This window comes from Shewanella sp. FJAT-52076, from assembly GCF_019457455.1.
Taxonomy (GTDB): domain Bacteria; phylum Pseudomonadota; class Gammaproteobacteria; order Enterobacterales; family Shewanellaceae; genus Shewanella; species Shewanella zhangzhouensis.
This window is the reverse complement of the sequence record NZ_CP080415.1, coordinates 3,118,187-3,132,273: the sequence shown is the minus strand read 5'-3', so window position 1 is coordinate 3,132,273 and position 14,087 is coordinate 3,118,187. Positions and strand designations below refer to the sequence as shown.

Here is a 14,087-nt window from a genome sequence, read left to right as displayed (position 1 = left end):
GTCTGTGGGCATTTTGGCCGCTATGCTGGGGTTAAACAGAATGGTGTTAAGGATAAGGGATGCATCGATTGGGCTTTAAATGCATGTTGCTGTTTGCTGCTCTGCTGTCTGTTTCATTGGCAGTAGAGGGGGAAGTGACAGAGCCCTCGGCTCCGAGCCGGGTGCGACTGCTGACCGAGCCCTTGCCTCCCCTGAGTTATCTTGAAGGCGACAAGGCCTCGGGTTACGCAGTGGAGTTGGTAGAGCAGTTAAAGTCCCGTGTTGGCGAAGAGGCAGGCATAGAAGTACTGCCCTGGGCCAGAGCCTACAGCGTGGCGTCTCAGCTTCCCAATGTCTTGCTCTTTTCCACGGCTCTCAGAGACTCGAGACGCAGCCAATTTGATTTTGTCGGCCCCATAGCCACAGCAAGAATTATGGTTTACAAGCTGGCGACAGATACCGAAATCCCCTCCAGCCTGGATGCGGTGTCACAGCTTGGCAGTTTGGGCGTATATCGGGGGTCGCCTTCGCAGCGCATCCTCAATACACATGGGGTAAAAAACGTCGAGGTATCCAGTTATCCGTTGCAGTCTCTCAGGCAGTTGCTGGCAGGACGGGTACGCTATTGGTGCCAGGCCGATTTGGCTGTCAGTATGCTGCTGAGCCAGGCCGGTACTACTGAGCTGGCTATTACTCCGTTATTCGAATTGGAGCGGGTAGAGCTGTATCTCGCGTTTTCACGGGGTACCCCGGCAGCGACTGTAGAGAAGTGGCATAAGGCGCTCAGTGACTTTCAGGAAGAAGGGGACTTTGTGAGGCTTTATGATAAGTGGTTTAACATGCCTGCGGAAAATACTTCCAGCCACATTCTATGGCATTTGACGCCGGAAGATTAATCGTCTTTTTCTACCCGGTTACGACCATTGTGTTTGGCGCGATAAAGCGCGTGATCTGCCCGGTTAAGGAAGCTGGAAAAGTTTTTATCCCTGCTGCTGTCCAGAGTGGCGACACCGGCGCTGATGCTCATGCCAAGGCCGGAAGCGATATCTGACAAATCCGTCGTTTCTATGGTTAACCGCAGCCGTTCGGCAATTTCAACCGCCTGCTCCAACGTGGTGTGTGGCAGTAACGCCAGAAATTCTTCGCCCCCGATGCGGCCGACCAAATCGCCTTTACGCATTTGCCCAACGCTGCTTTGAGCCATGGCAATCAAGACTTTATCACCAACATCATGACCGAAGTGGTCATTGATTTTTTTGAAATGGTCTGCATCAAACAGGATAACAGACAAGGGACTGCCGGGCCTTGCACCCCGGAACATGGCCTCGCCTTCATGGTAGGTGTGCCGGCGATTGGCAAGTTGCGTCAGGTGATCGGTAAGGGCGAGCCGTTCCATCAGTTTCGAGCGCTGTGCCTGCTTGTAGGCAAAAATAGACACAATGCTGAGGATGATGATGCCCATGACAATAATGATGAATTGCAGAAATTTATTTTCCTGCAGTATGACCATTTCTTTTTCCCGCAGACGCTGATAAGCAATCAGCTGGCGGTTTTCATTTTCAATTCTGTCGGTATCGAATCGGGTGCGCATCTCGGTGGTGCGCTGAGATTGCAGCTGACTGTCCAGTTGAGTATGGAGTGCGTTCTGTACCTCAAGGCTGTAAAACGCGTTGGCCCAGTCTTCCAGGGCTGCGTAGACCTGGCTTTTGGTGGCATAGAGCTCGGCTAGTCCACGGTTGTTTTGCACATTGCGGAAGCTTTCTTCACCAATTTCCAGTAGTGGCAGGGCATCCAGCGGCTTACCTTCAGCGAGCAGGATTTGGGCCATAAACAGGTGTTTGAAGGCATAGAATCCCACATGTTCAGGTTTTACATCCGGAAATGCCAACTCCAACTCGGCTTTTGCTTCTTTCAACCTGCCAAGCTTTATGAGGGTGCCGCTCATATTGACCCGGGTGGCGGCAGTATTGACGGGATCGTTTTGCGCACTCCAGCTCGCCAGTACCTCACGGTAGTAGATGAGTGCTTTATCAAAGTCTTCCAGGGTTTCGTATGCCATGGCCATTTCGGCCTTTACGCCCACGATGGCAAATTTGTCTTTGATCTCCGTGTACTTTTGCAAGAGATCTTCATAGTAACGGATGGCCGTTGCCGGGTCGCCGAAACGGCGATAACTGGTGGCGAGTTCAAGAAGATTGTATCTGGCCCAGTAGGTTAGATTGAGGCTCTCATACAGGTGTTGGGACGTAATGAGATCTTCCAGTGCGTCCGCAAAGTTGCCCTGATAAGAAAGCAGGGCTCCCCTGAGACTGCGGCTATCGGCGATGAGGCGAGGTTCTTCCGATTGATAGGCGAGGGCAACCGAGCGGTTATAGTCACTCATGGCATCGGCCATGATGCCTTTTTCCTGTAACAGCCAGCCACGGCAAAGTATTAAATCTGACTGGGTTGGAATATCGGCCTGCACCATGGGTAGCAGCAGTTGCTCGTTGGCATAATTCAGGCCCTGCTCCAGGGCGTTATCCTGGGTCAGGTCGGTGGCCCAACAAAGCGCCCGTTTCAGGCGCAGGGTGCGGGGGATGTCGTCGGGGGCAATATTCTGTTTGAGCAGTTCAATTTGATCAGAATAAGACTCAAACTGAGATGGATTGCTTTCCAGCTGGCTGAACAGCCTGTCTATCTCGTCCAGCGACAAATCCCCGGCATGCACGGGCTGCCAGAGGATAAGTAAAAAGCCGGCCCAAAGAATGGACTTTGGAAAATCAAATGTCATCTAAATCTGTTGCCAATTTGTTATTTTTTGTTCTGCGCAAATCATAACCGTATGTCATGGAGTTTCCCAGTTTTTCTTCATGCACAGCGGGAAAAACGCCAGAAAATCCAAAGCCTGCCACGGGTTTTTGCAATTGCTTTGCAGAATGTGTATAAGACGCCAACTTATGTCTCCATATTCATTTTCAGCACTGGTTCCTGAACCAGAACGTTGGCTTTGCTGAAGGTTTACAGAAATTCAAGGTGTTATCATGAGCGAGATTGACGCAAATTACCGTGCATTGGCTCAACAAGTCGCCGACAAGGTTGCAGGCCGTGTTGTCGCACTCGACCGGCTCCCAGAGTCGCTGCTGTCGGCCTATCACAGTCTGTGTGATGAATTACTGGCTGACAACGACGGACGATTTACCCGTGCCTGGGACAAGCTGCCTGACAGTGCCACCTCGCTGTTCGAGCGCAGTGTCTTCCACGGGTTCTATTTGGCCAATGCGTGGATCCAACTCAGCATCGTTGCCCGGGACATTTCTGAGCTTCAGGACACTGATGAAGCCATCGCCGAACAGGAATACAGTGGACTCTACGTGCGGGTTGCCGAGGAATCGCTGAAAGAAAGCGTGAAAAAACTGAAAAAAGCCCGCACCGACCGAAGCATGTATAACAGCATGCGCGAGGTGATGGGCGTTTGAGTCGATGGCTGAATAAGCCACGAAGCTTACCCCATAAAAAAGCCCGGCTATGCCGGGCTTTTTCGTTAGAACGAGGTACGTTTGTAACGGCGGTACTCGGGGTACCAGAAGTTGGCCTCGATGGACTGCAGCAGCAGCTCATCAGTGGTATCCAGTGCATGCCCCTGCTCGATAGCCACCTTGGCCACGGCAAAGGCGATGTGCTTGCTGACATCGTGGATTTCTTCCAGCGGAGGCAGCAGGGGGCCTGAGCCGTCTTTTGCCAATGGAGAACACTCTGCAAGCGCGCGGCTGGAGGCCATGAGCATTTCGTTTGATACCCGGTTGGCACCGCACGCGAGTACCCCAAGACCAATGCCGGGGAAAATGTAGCTGTTGTTACACTGGGCGATATCGTAGGTCACGTCGTCCACTACCACGGGCTCGAACGGGCTTCCGGTTGCCACCAGTGCCTGACCGCTGGTCCAGTGGAGGATATCTTTTGGCGTTGCTTCAACCCGGCTGGTGGGGTTGGACAGCGGGAATACAATTGGACGGGCGCAGTGGCTGTGCATGGCGCGGATGATCTCTTCGGTAAAGAGACCGGGAGCACCTGACACGCCGATAAGTACCGTCGGCTTGGCATTGTTTACTACGTTCAGCAGTGAAACATTGTCGCTGAAGTCGTCCCAGTGGTTAATGTTATCAATTTTCTGTGCCAGTTTTTGCTGAAATGGCAGCAGGTTAGGCATGTTGTCCAGCAGCAGACCCCAGCGGTCAACCATAAACACCTGGCTGCGCGCCTGATCATCACTGATGCCCTCAGATACCATTTGCGCCACAATCGCTTCGGCAATACCGCAGCCTGCGCTGCCAGCACCCAGGAAGGTGATACGCTGATCGCTGAGCTTGGTACCAGCGGCCTGACAGGCGGCCAGCAAGGAGCCCACGGTCACCGCAGCTGTGCCTTGAATATCGTCGTTAAAGCAGCAGTATCTGTCTTTATAACGCTCCAGAATTGGCATGGCATTTTTCTGGGCAAAGTCTTCAAACTGAATCAGCACATCCGGCCAGCGGCGGTGTACGGCTTCCATAAAGGCTTCGATAAACTCGCTGTATTCTTCGCCGCCGATGCGAGGATGGCGCCAGCCCATGTACATGGGGTCTTCCAACAGGTGCGGATTGTCAGTGCCCACATCTAGGGTGATAGGCAGGGTATAGGCCGGGCTGATACCACCGCAGCTGGTGTAGAGTGACAGCTTGCCAATGGGGATCCCCATGCCGCCGATCCCCTGATCGCCCAGACCCAGAATCCGTTCGCCGTCGGTCACAACGATAATTTTCACCTTGTGACGGGTGGAGTTATTGAGAATATCGTCAATCCTGTCCTTGTTGGGATAGGAGATAAAGAGTCCCCGGTTGCGGCGATAGTTTTTGGAGAAACGCTCACAAGCCAGGCCCACTGTTGGGGTGTAGATGATGGGCATCATCTCGGCAATGTTGTTTTGCACCAAGCGGTAAAACAGGGTTTCGTTGGTGTCCTGAATGTTGCGCAGGTAGATGTGCTTATCCAAATCGTTGTTGAAACTGCGGAACTGATCGTAGGCCCTGGATGCCTGCTCTTCGATGGTTTCAATCGCGTAAGGTAACAGGCCTTCAAGGTTGAAGAATATCCGCTCTTCTTCGGTAAAGGCGCTGCCTTTGTTGATCAGTGGAGCTTCAAGAATGGCTGGACCGGCGAACGGTAAATAGAGCGGGCGTTTGTTATCGTCCATGGGCTACCTTTTGTATGCGTTTTGGGTGTGTGCTTTCTGGGCATGAAATGTGCTGTCAATAGCAAGAAGATTATCACGAAATGTGATCTTTGTAGATTTGAGTGCGGGGGAATTTTCGCATTTTTTCATGAATGCGTGTTTTAAACGCAGGTGTGAATGTATTGAAAAAGTTAAATTAATTCACTTTGGGGCTTTTGGATGTTTACCCGCTGTTTGACTCAAATAAAAAAGCCATCGATTGACGATGGCTTTTTTGGCCTCAGAAGCTGTGTTCTTTGAAGATCACAGCCTGCTATCCGGCAGTTCAGCGACCGCGGAGGCTGATGGAGAGTCCCTTCAAAAAGTTGCGCAATAACTGATTGCCACAGGGACGATAATGGCGGTGGTCCGGGTTTCTGAAAATGGCGCCCAGTTCCGACTTGGAGAGGGCGAATCCGGCCTTGGTCAGCATGGCTAGGATATCCTCTTCCTTAAGCTCCAGCGCAATGCGGATCTTTTTGAAGATCAGATTGTTATCCAATGGGGTTGGTGCAGGCACGCCGTCACCGGGTCTCAGTCCGCGGCGCTCGATAACCAAGCCATCGAGAAACTGACAGAGTTCCTTGTCGGTGCAGGGACGAAAACCGGGTTCATCGTCCTTTTTCAGCATGGCGAGCAGGGCCTCTTCGGTTATCGGCTGATGAACCAGAGCGAAGAGTGCAACAAGTTTGCTGTCACTGAGATTCAGGGCAAAACGCAGGCGGCGCAGAATATCGTTGTTTGTCATGGGCATCCATTAAAAGGCTATTGCCGGGCTGGGGCGATTATACCTAAGGGGCCTGCTATGGGCTAATGCTGTCTGCCTTTGCGGGCTTAGGCAGGCTGGTATAACGGCGCATCAGGGCGCGAACCTCATCCTGGAAGGCGAATACCGCCTCGGGATTATTGAGGTCACCGGAGACATTCTGCAGCAACACCAGCTGCAACTGAGTTTCAGGGTAATAGAGCATCAGACTCATAAATCCCGGTAGATAACCACTGTGGCTGTACTCCAGCGGCGACTGGGCGATTTGCAGTCCAAGACCATACTCAAGTGCTCCCCAGCGATGCTGTCTTGAAGTTACCGGGGTCACCATGGCCTGATAGGCGCTATCCGGCAGCAATCGGCCACTGTGGAGCTTTTGCTGAAAATCGGCAACGCCCCTGGCCGAGCCAATCAGTGTACCTGAGGCGGCGCTGGCGGCAGTCAGCGTTAACTCTATGGCCTCACGCTGATTTGCCTTTTCATCAAAGCCCTGAACCAGACGGGGAAAAGTCTGCCGAAGAGTCTTGGTCTCGCCCGTAGCGGCTTGGATATCCAATTTGTTACTTTGAAGGAACTGATTCAAGTCAGACACCCAGGCTGCACTGTCGCCGGGATATAGGCTATTTGCCAAAAATTGATAATTGCCGTTGCTGTATTCGAATTGCCCGGGGCCGTTCGATGTCATGCCAGTAAAAGGCCGATTTATACCCGAGGTGTGGCTGAGCAGCATGGCCGGGGTAAGGTGGTGTTCAGCAGGGTAGAAGGAGGGCTTTATCGACGTGCTGAGCGGCGAAAACACGGCTTTATGATGTTGGCCCAGATAAAAGCTGCTGAAGACAGGCTTTGAAATAGATCCCAATATGAACAGGCTATCTTCCTTGATACCGTCGCCCGCCGCTTTAACAAACAACGTTTTATTCTGATGTTGAACCCAGATGACGCCTTGAAAATTGGATGAAATCTGTGCGTTCAGTGCTGTCCTGAGCTCCGTCAGCTCCTTTGCCTCTACAGCCGAAAAAAGCATTAGGCTGGTAAGAGGAAAAGCTAATTTAAATAATCCCTTAGCAGTTTTCAAAGCGAGTGAATCCTTCAATTGTTGTGCCCAGCAAGGTACTGGCCGCGTAATGGGTTGTTCTTAATATGTTGCAATATGGTTGACTTAATTAACAAATTGGATAGCTTGGTGGATGATCTCACCATCGGTGGCAGTCTGCAGTCGCTATCGAAAAATAACAACTATCCAAACAGCTGGGGAATGATTATGAAAGCTCAAAAATGGATTCTGAGCAGTTGTGCGTTGGCGGTAGCGTTGGCGCTGCCTTCTGTTGCTGTCGCAGCAGAAGATGGTGCAAAAGTTGAGCGTCTGGAAGTCACAGGCTCCCGCATCAAGCGAACTGACATCGAAGGCCCATCACCAATTCAATCCATTGGCAAAGAAGATATTGCCAACATGGGGTTTGATAACCTGCAACAGTTACTCGAGAAAATGCCTGCCAACGGGGCCGGTGCTTTCTCTACCCGGGGTAACAGCCAGGACTCTACCGCCAATGGCTCTGCCTCTATCAGTCTCAGGGGCCTTGGCCCGGATGCTACCCTGGTGCTCATTAACGGTCGCCGCGTAGCCATCAGCTCATTTGCTGAAGGCGTGAGCAACTCCTTCGTTGACATCAACAACATCCCGGTTTCGGCCATTGAGCGCATCGATATTCTGAAAGACGGCGCCTCAGCGATTTATGGCTCTGACGCCATCGCTGGCGTGGTCAACATTGTCCTGAAGAAGGACATCGAAGGCATTGAAGTCAACCTCGGCTATGGTGGCGCTACAGGCCCCCACTATGACGAAAAAACGGCGAACCTGGTTTGGGGTACCAAGGGTGATAAAGGCACTGCCTCTATCATTCTCGACTACTTCAAGAATTCCACCCTCAGCGCCGATGAAATGGGCCGTTTCGGCACAGCTAACCAAGAACCCTATGGTGGCGATGACAATCGTTCCTCCCGTGGTTACCCCGGTTATTTCTATGTCGATGGTGTGAAAACTCCGGACCCCGATTGTCCTGCCGATCGCCTCACGGGCAGTGGCAGTTGTTTGTTCGATTACGGTCCTTATAACCTGACCATCCCAGCCGCTGAGCGTGTGGGTGCCATCGGTCAGTTCGAGTATTTCTTCGATAATGATGTGACTGCTTTTCTGGAATTCGCTATGCAGCACAACACCTCTGAAGCCGGCGGTGCTGCGACGCCACTGGATGAGTCAGCAGGTTTGACTGTGCCTGGAACTCACCCCGATAACCCATGGGGTAAAGACATCCTGATTGGTCGATATCGTCCGGTGGACGCCGGTGCACGCCGTTGGGATATTGAATCTGACTCGATGAGACTGGTTGCCGGCTTGCGTGGCACCCTGAATGAGTGGGATTGGGAAGTTGCTGCACAAAAAGGACGTCAGGAACAGACTCAGACTGGCGACCGCAGTCAGGGTTGGGTTCGTGTGGATTACTTGCAGCGTGAGATTGATGCCGGACGATATAATCCATTTGGAGCTGCCGTCAACTCACCCGACGTTATCGATGCTATCACTACCAGTCTGGTGCGTCAGGGCGTCTCTCACATGACGGCTTACAATGCCAGCATTACCGGTCAGGCGTTCACCCTGGCCGAACGTGATGTGATGATGGCTGCGGGTGTTGAATATCGTGAAGAAGACGTGAGCGACGTGCCCGATGAACAGTTCCAGCGTGGGCTGATTTTCGGTACCGAGGCTGTTTCTGCGAACGCCGAGCGTGACCAATGGGCGGCCTATGTTGAATTCTCTATTCCGGTTACTGATAATTTTGAACTGCAGCTGGCAGGTCGTTATGACAATTACAGCGATTTTGGGACCACCACCAATCCGAAGGTGGCTTTCCAATGGGGCATCACTGACGAAATCACCGCCCGTGGTTCCTGGGCGACCGGTTTCCGCGCACCATCCTTGGCACAGATTGGCCTGGGCCCATCACAGGAAAGTTTGTTCCTTGATGATTATTACTTCTGCCAGGCAAATGGTTTAGATGCATCTGAGTGCGAGAATTTGGACCAAAACTTCCTGTTCTCAGGGAACAAAGAGCTGGAGGCCGAAGAATCTGAAAGTTGGAATGTGGGTATGATTTATGCCCCGAACCAGTCATTTGATCTTAGCTTAGACTGGTACAACATCACGCAGGACAATAAGATCGACAAGCTTGAGCCTCAAGACGTGTATGACGCTAACTGTGGTTCTCAGAACAGCCCTATTTGTCAGCGATTGGCTCCGGTTGGCGCTGACAATTTGGGAACGATTGACAAGATCTTGTCCAGCTTTGTGAATATCAGCTCTCAGGAAGTGCAAGGTATCGACCTGTCCAGTCATTATACGTTGGCTACCGATGGTTATGGTGACGTGAAGTTTGGTCTGGAGTACAGCTACCTGATGGACTTTGAGAAAGGTGATAAAGACTGGACCGGAAAGTATCGTTTCCCGGAACACCGCTGGTTAGGTACTACCAACTGGACCAAAGATGATTTGTCAGTCAACCTCAACCTTAGCTACATAGGTGAATTTGCTGACTACAATGAAACCCGCAACGTAGATGCCCAGCTGTTGGTGGACATGTCAGCTTCTTACCGCTTCAGCGAAACTTTGAAGTGGACTATTGGTATGAATAACGTGCTGGATGAAGAGCCTCCATTTGCCATTGGTGATGGCGATGGTGACCTCTACGGTTACGTGATGGCGACTCATAACCCTATGGGACGTTACGCTTACATCAAGCTGAATATCAATTTCTGATAGCCTGAAGCAGATGATCAAAAACGGCATCCAATGGATGCCGTTTTTTATGGCTCATGATATCAGGCTCATCGTTTCCACATGCCCTTTGGCTTGGGCGGATGAGCTGATTCAAGCGTGTTATTTCAGCTGGGCAGCAGCCCATTTGGCGCGGCTTTCGCGGCTTTCACCCAGGCCGTTTTGCTCGCGAAAGGCCTTGTAGCTTTCCACATCCAAAGGCACCAGAGTCACTTCCACTTCCAGCACCAGCTGACATTCCTTTTTAATTCGCCATGCAGAGGTATTGTAGAGTTCTGCCAACGGAAGAGAGCTTAAAAACTCAGGATTGTACTGGGCATACACAGCTTGGGTAGGGTACACCACAAAAGCCAGGCGACGCTTGGGCTCTTTCTTGAACATGGCCTCAATACCATCTGTGGTATTGAGCACCTGCATCTCAATCACTTCGTCGATATCGAGCAATTTTTTTTGTGCCAGGCCCGGCGCTTCAGTTGTGCCGGTTTCCCAGGCCATTACGTCTTCTTCGCTGTGACCTGTGACAGTGCCAACCTGCGCTGGATTGAGACCCAGTGACAGCCTCAGGTACTGCATTTCGATGCCGTTGAGGCCAATCTCTTTTGCCATGTGTGTATCCGTAATTAACTGTTCATCCAAACGTCTTCGGTCCATTCCCAGAAGGAGTCCCACTGGTCCTCGGTGAAGTCGCCAAAGGCCCAGTAGTGTACCTGACCTTCCTGATCGATACAGTAAAAGTTATCGCCGTTCTGACAGATGGGGATCATCTCCCGTGGCAGGCCAATTGACCAGGCGTAGGCGGCGACTTCAGACAAATACGTATGGCTATGGGGGTCGGCCACAGTCACGGGTTCCAGGCTGCCAACAATCACATCGCTGGCATGAAGCAGATATTCTTTTAAATCAGCCGGTAAGGGGATGAGTATCGCTTCTTCGACGTCCAGCAGTTGGTCAAATGAAGGGAGCTCCAGTGGAACCGGAACCCGTTCACTCATTTCTTGAAGTTGTTCAATGAGTTCATGCATTTTATGTGCTCCTTGGCATACTCGAGCGAGTATAACCATGGGACTGTCCAAAAAAAAGGGCGCCCGAAGGTGCCCTTGATTTAACGCATTTTTGCCCATGTATATGTGGCTGGCATGGGATGCCTATTACCAGATTTTCACACGCTTTGGGGAGGCAATAATAGCTGGCATCGCCTCGTGTTTGGGCTTGAAAGCGAAGAGGCACCAGAAGCTGTGCTAAAGCTCTGGTGTCTACAGCTATTACCAGATTTTCACACGCTTTTCGGGAGCCAGATACATGGCATCACCTTCCTTCACGCCGAAAGTGCCGTAGAACTCTGGCATATTGGACAGAGCCCCCAGAGCGCGGAACTTGGCTGGTGAGTGAGGGTCGGTGGCCACGCGGTTACGCAGTGCCTCCTCCTTCATCTTGGCACGCCAGATTTGGGCAAAGCCGATAAAGAAACGCTCATCGCCGGTCAGGCCATCAATCACAGGCGCTTCTTTGCCCTGCAATGACATCTTGTAAGCCTTGTACGCTATGGTCACACCGGACAGGTCACCGATGTTTTCGCCCAGGGTCAGCTCGCCATTTACGTGCAAATCGTCAAACACCTGATAACCGTTATATTGCTCAATCAAGGCTTTACCACGGGCACTGAACTCTTTCAGATCCTGCTCGGTCCACCAGTCACGCAGGTTGCCTTCGCCATCGAACTTGGCACCCTGATCGTCAAAGCCGTGACCCATTTCGTGGCCAATCACGGCGCCGATACCACCGTAGTTTACGGCGTCGTCGGCTTCCATGTTGAAGAATGGCGGCTGTAGAATGGCCGCAGGGAACACGATTTCGTTCATGGTGGGGTTGTAGTAGGCGTTCACGGTTTGTGGGGTCATGTGCCACTCGTCGCGATCGATAGGTGCGCCCAGCTTGGCCAGATCTTTCTCATGCTGCAGGGCGGCGGCACGCTTGGCGTTGCCCACCAGATCGTCTGCCTTGATGGTCAGCTTGCTGTAGTCTTCCCACTTGTTGGGGTAACCAATCTTGGGATTGAACTTGGCCAGTTTGTCCTTGGCGGCCACCTTGGTGTCCGGGCTCATCCAGCTCAACTCATCGATGCTCTTGCCATAGGCGCCACGCAGGTTTTCAACCAGGTCCTGCATGCGCGCCTTGGCTTCGGGGGTAAAGTGATGTTTCACGTAGACTTTACCTACAACTTCACCCAGCATGCCGTTTACGCTGGCAACAGCGCGTTTCCAGCGTGGCTGCTGCTCAGCCTGGCCGTTCAGGGTCTTTGAGAAAAACTCGAAGTTTTCCTGATCCAGGGCTTCGGTCAGCTGACCTGCGGCGTGGGTCAGAGTTTGCCACTGCAGGTAGGTTTTCCAGGTCGCCAAATCTTCATTTTTCACCAGTGCATTCAGGCCTTCGATAAAGCTTGGCTGGTTAATGATGATATCGTTCTGCTTGTCTGCGCCCAGTGTCGCGAGGTACAGCTGCCAGTTGATGTCTGGTGCCAGGGTGGCCAGCTCGCTTACCTGGAACTTGTTGTAAGTTTTGGTGCTGTCGCGAACATCAACCACATTCCAGTGGGCATTGGCGATGGCGGTTTCGAGCTTGAGCACGGTATCGGCTGCGGCTTTACCACCGGCGAGACCGGCCAGTTCGTACATCTTTTCGATGTGAGCCTTGAAGGCTTCGCGGATATTGACGAAGCGTTCTTCTTCGTTGAAGTAGTAGTCTTTTTCAGGCAGGCTCAGGCCATATTGCCACAGGTGGGTGGCGTAACGGCTGGAGTCCTTGGCATCCACATCGATGTAGAACGCCATAGGGGTGCCACCGCCGATGATTTGGCTGTGGGCAAAGAATTTTACCAGGTCATCTCTGGTCTGGATGGCGGCAATGGCATCCAGCTCTGGTTGAATTGGCGTAATACCGAGTTTATTCAGGGTTTCTACGTCCATGAAGGCGCGATATTGGTCGGCAACTTTCTGCTCGTCCGTGCCTTCTTTCAGGTTTGGCGTCGCAGCAACCTCATCGATGATGGCTTTGACGTCGTCACGTGATTTTTCACGCAGATCGTAAAAGGCGCCAGTACTGGTGCGGTCACCGGGGATGTCGGTGTTTTTATACCAGGTACCGTTTACATAATCGAAGAAGTCGTCCTGTGGACGAACACTCTTGTCGAAGTTGGCAAAATCAATTCCTGAACCCAATGCTTTGGCAACGGCCTCAGCGGCTGCGGTTTTGGCGACTTCCGGTGCCTTGGTTTCGGCAGCTTTTTCCTGATTACAGGCGGTCAAACCCATGATGAGCGAGGCACACAATCCCCCGATGAGTACTTTTCTCATTATATTTTCCTTGGTTGTTTCGCCTCCGGTGAATACAAAAAGGGTATTTTATCCGGTAAACAGGCGGTTACTGTGCTTGTGGTCGTGCGTTATGTTAAAGCTTTTGATTGAATGTAAACAAGCGAAAGGCGGGAGAACTTTTGCACGGGTTGTAAGCAAATCTGTCAGCATTGCCTTTTGTAGTCTGCCGGGCATAATGACGGCGCATTGACAGGGTAGGACCGAATATTGTGAGACTGGATAAATACCTCGCCGAAACCACAGCGCTCAGCCGTGGGCTCGCCAAAAAAGCCATCAATAGCGGCGATGTCAGCTGCGATGGCGTTGTTATTAAAGACCCGGCATTCAAGGTGCCACAGGGCGCCCGTGTTTGTTTTCAGGGCGAGGTGCTGGCGCTCGTGGGTGTTCGCTATCTGATGCTGCACAAGCCGGTTGATACCATTTGTTCCACCCAGGATGAATATTACCCCTCGGTGATCTCACTGCTGGATATCCCCCGTCCGGACAAGTTGCATATTGCCGGGCGGCTCGATGCTGATACCACCGGGCTTGTGCTCATTACAGACGATGGCCACTGGTCCCACAAGGTTACCTCGCCCAAGCGAGATTGCGCCAAGCGCTACCGGGTCAAATTGGCTGACCCGCTCACCGCCGATCTGATTGATACCTTTGCACAGGGCCTGCAGCTTAATGGTGAGGACGGCCTGACCAAGCCCGCCAGGCTGGAGATCCTTGGTGATACTGAGGCGCTGCTCAGCATCACCGAGGGCAAGTACCATCAGGTAAAAAGGATGTTCGCCGCCGTGGGCAACAAAGTGATTGGCCTGCATCGCGAGGCCGTAGGTGCCATAGAGCTTGACCCAGCGCTTCTACCTGGCGAGTGGCGTTATTTGACGGAAACCGAGGTCGCCTCGGTTCGCTAGTTAATCCCAA

At 52.2% G+C, this 14,087-nt stretch carries 12 protein-coding genes; 4 read left to right on the top strand and 8 right to left on the bottom strand.

What is annotated here, in order from left to right:
• The first annotated feature begins 59 nt into the window (after nt 1-59).
• Entirely contained in the window at nt 60-875 is an 816-nt protein-coding gene (locus K0H79_RS13755) for an ABC transporter substrate-binding protein (RefSeq protein ID WP_258405394.1), read from the top strand.
• On the opposite strand, the gene K0H79_RS13750 is transcribed toward K0H79_RS13755, so the two are convergent.
• Together K0H79_RS13750 and K0H79_RS13745 are read right to left on the bottom strand one after the other, a co-directional pair.
• Complete coding sequence (locus K0H79_RS13750) at nt 872-2,752, bottom strand: diguanylate cyclase (RefSeq protein ID WP_220076181.1); 1,881 nt, start codon at nt 2,750-2,752, stop codon at nt 872-874. The two genes, K0H79_RS13755 and K0H79_RS13750, sit on opposite strands and share 4 nt — an antisense overlap.
• Nucleotides 2,742-2,915, bottom strand: coding sequence for a hypothetical protein (locus tag K0H79_RS13745; protein WP_220065296.1), 174 nt, complete (start codon nt 2,913-2,915; stop codon nt 2,742-2,744). The genes K0H79_RS13750 and K0H79_RS13745 overlap by 11 nt, the downstream gene beginning before the upstream one ends.
• An 87-nt stretch (nt 2,916-3,002) precedes the next feature.
• On the opposite strand from K0H79_RS13745, the gene K0H79_RS13740 reads away from it, so the two are divergent.
• The gene (locus K0H79_RS13740; RefSeq protein WP_220076180.1) at nt 3,003-3,437 is read left to right on the top strand and encodes a DUF3069 domain-containing protein; all 435 of its coding nucleotides are present in this window, start codon (nt 3,003-3,005) and stop codon (nt 3,435-3,437) included.
• A gap of 65 nt (nt 3,438-3,502) precedes the next feature.
• On the opposite strand, the gene K0H79_RS13735 is transcribed toward K0H79_RS13740, so the two are convergent.
• From K0H79_RS13735 to K0H79_RS13725, 3 genes are all read right to left on the bottom strand, one after another.
• The gene (locus K0H79_RS13735; protein ID WP_220076179.1) at nt 3,503-5,191 is read right to left on the bottom strand and encodes an NAD-dependent malic enzyme; all 1,689 of its coding nucleotides are present in this window, start codon (nt 5,189-5,191) and stop codon (nt 3,503-3,505) included.
• A 304-nt stretch (nt 5,192-5,495) separates the two neighbouring features.
• Nucleotides 5,496-5,963 carry a DUF1456 family protein gene (locus K0H79_RS13730; RefSeq protein ID WP_220076178.1) on the bottom strand — a complete coding sequence of 156 codons (468 nt, stop codon included), beginning with the start codon at nt 5,961-5,963 and terminating at the stop codon, nt 5,496-5,498.
• Nucleotides 5,964-6,012: 49 nt separating this feature from the next.
• The gene (locus K0H79_RS13725; RefSeq protein ID WP_258405393.1) at nt 6,013-6,999 is read right to left on the bottom strand and encodes a serine hydrolase; all 987 of its coding nucleotides are present in this window, start codon (nt 6,997-6,999) and stop codon (nt 6,013-6,015) included.
• Nucleotides 7,000-7,236: 237 nt separating this feature from the next.
• Here K0H79_RS13725 and K0H79_RS13720 point away from each other — a divergent pair, with 237 nt between their 5' ends.
• Nucleotides 7,237-9,786: a TonB-dependent siderophore receptor gene (locus tag K0H79_RS13720; RefSeq protein WP_220076176.1), complete on the top strand. Its 2,550-nt coding sequence runs from the start codon at nt 7,237-7,239 to the stop codon at nt 9,784-9,786.
• Between the two features lie 120 nt (nt 9,787-9,906).
• Here the strand turns inward: K0H79_RS13720 and K0H79_RS13715 are convergent, their stop codons facing one another.
• The 3 genes from K0H79_RS13715 to K0H79_RS13705 form a co-directional block, all read right to left on the bottom strand.
• Nucleotides 9,907-10,410: a DUF4447 family protein gene (locus K0H79_RS13715; protein WP_203324600.1), complete on the bottom strand. Its 504-nt coding sequence runs from the start codon at nt 10,408-10,410 to the stop codon at nt 9,907-9,909.
• Nucleotides 10,411-10,424: 14 nt separating this feature from the next.
• Nucleotides 10,425-10,826 (bottom strand): SMI1/KNR4 family protein, encoded by a 402-nt coding sequence (locus K0H79_RS13710; protein ID WP_203324599.1) that lies wholly within the window; start codon nt 10,824-10,826, stop codon nt 10,425-10,427.
• A 240-nt stretch (nt 10,827-11,066) separates the two neighbouring features.
• Nucleotides 11,067-13,154, bottom strand: a complete 2,088-nt coding sequence (locus K0H79_RS13705) for a M13 family metallopeptidase (protein WP_220076175.1) — start codon at nt 13,152-13,154, stop codon at nt 11,067-11,069.
• A gap of 230 nt (nt 13,155-13,384) precedes the next feature.
• Here K0H79_RS13705 and rsuA point away from each other — a divergent pair, with 230 nt between their 5' ends.
• Nucleotides 13,385-14,077: a 16S rRNA pseudouridine(516) synthase RsuA gene (gene rsuA, locus K0H79_RS13700; protein WP_220076174.1), complete on the top strand. Its 693-nt coding sequence runs from the start codon at nt 13,385-13,387 to the stop codon at nt 14,075-14,077.
• Nucleotides 14,078-14,087: the final 10 nt, after the last annotated feature.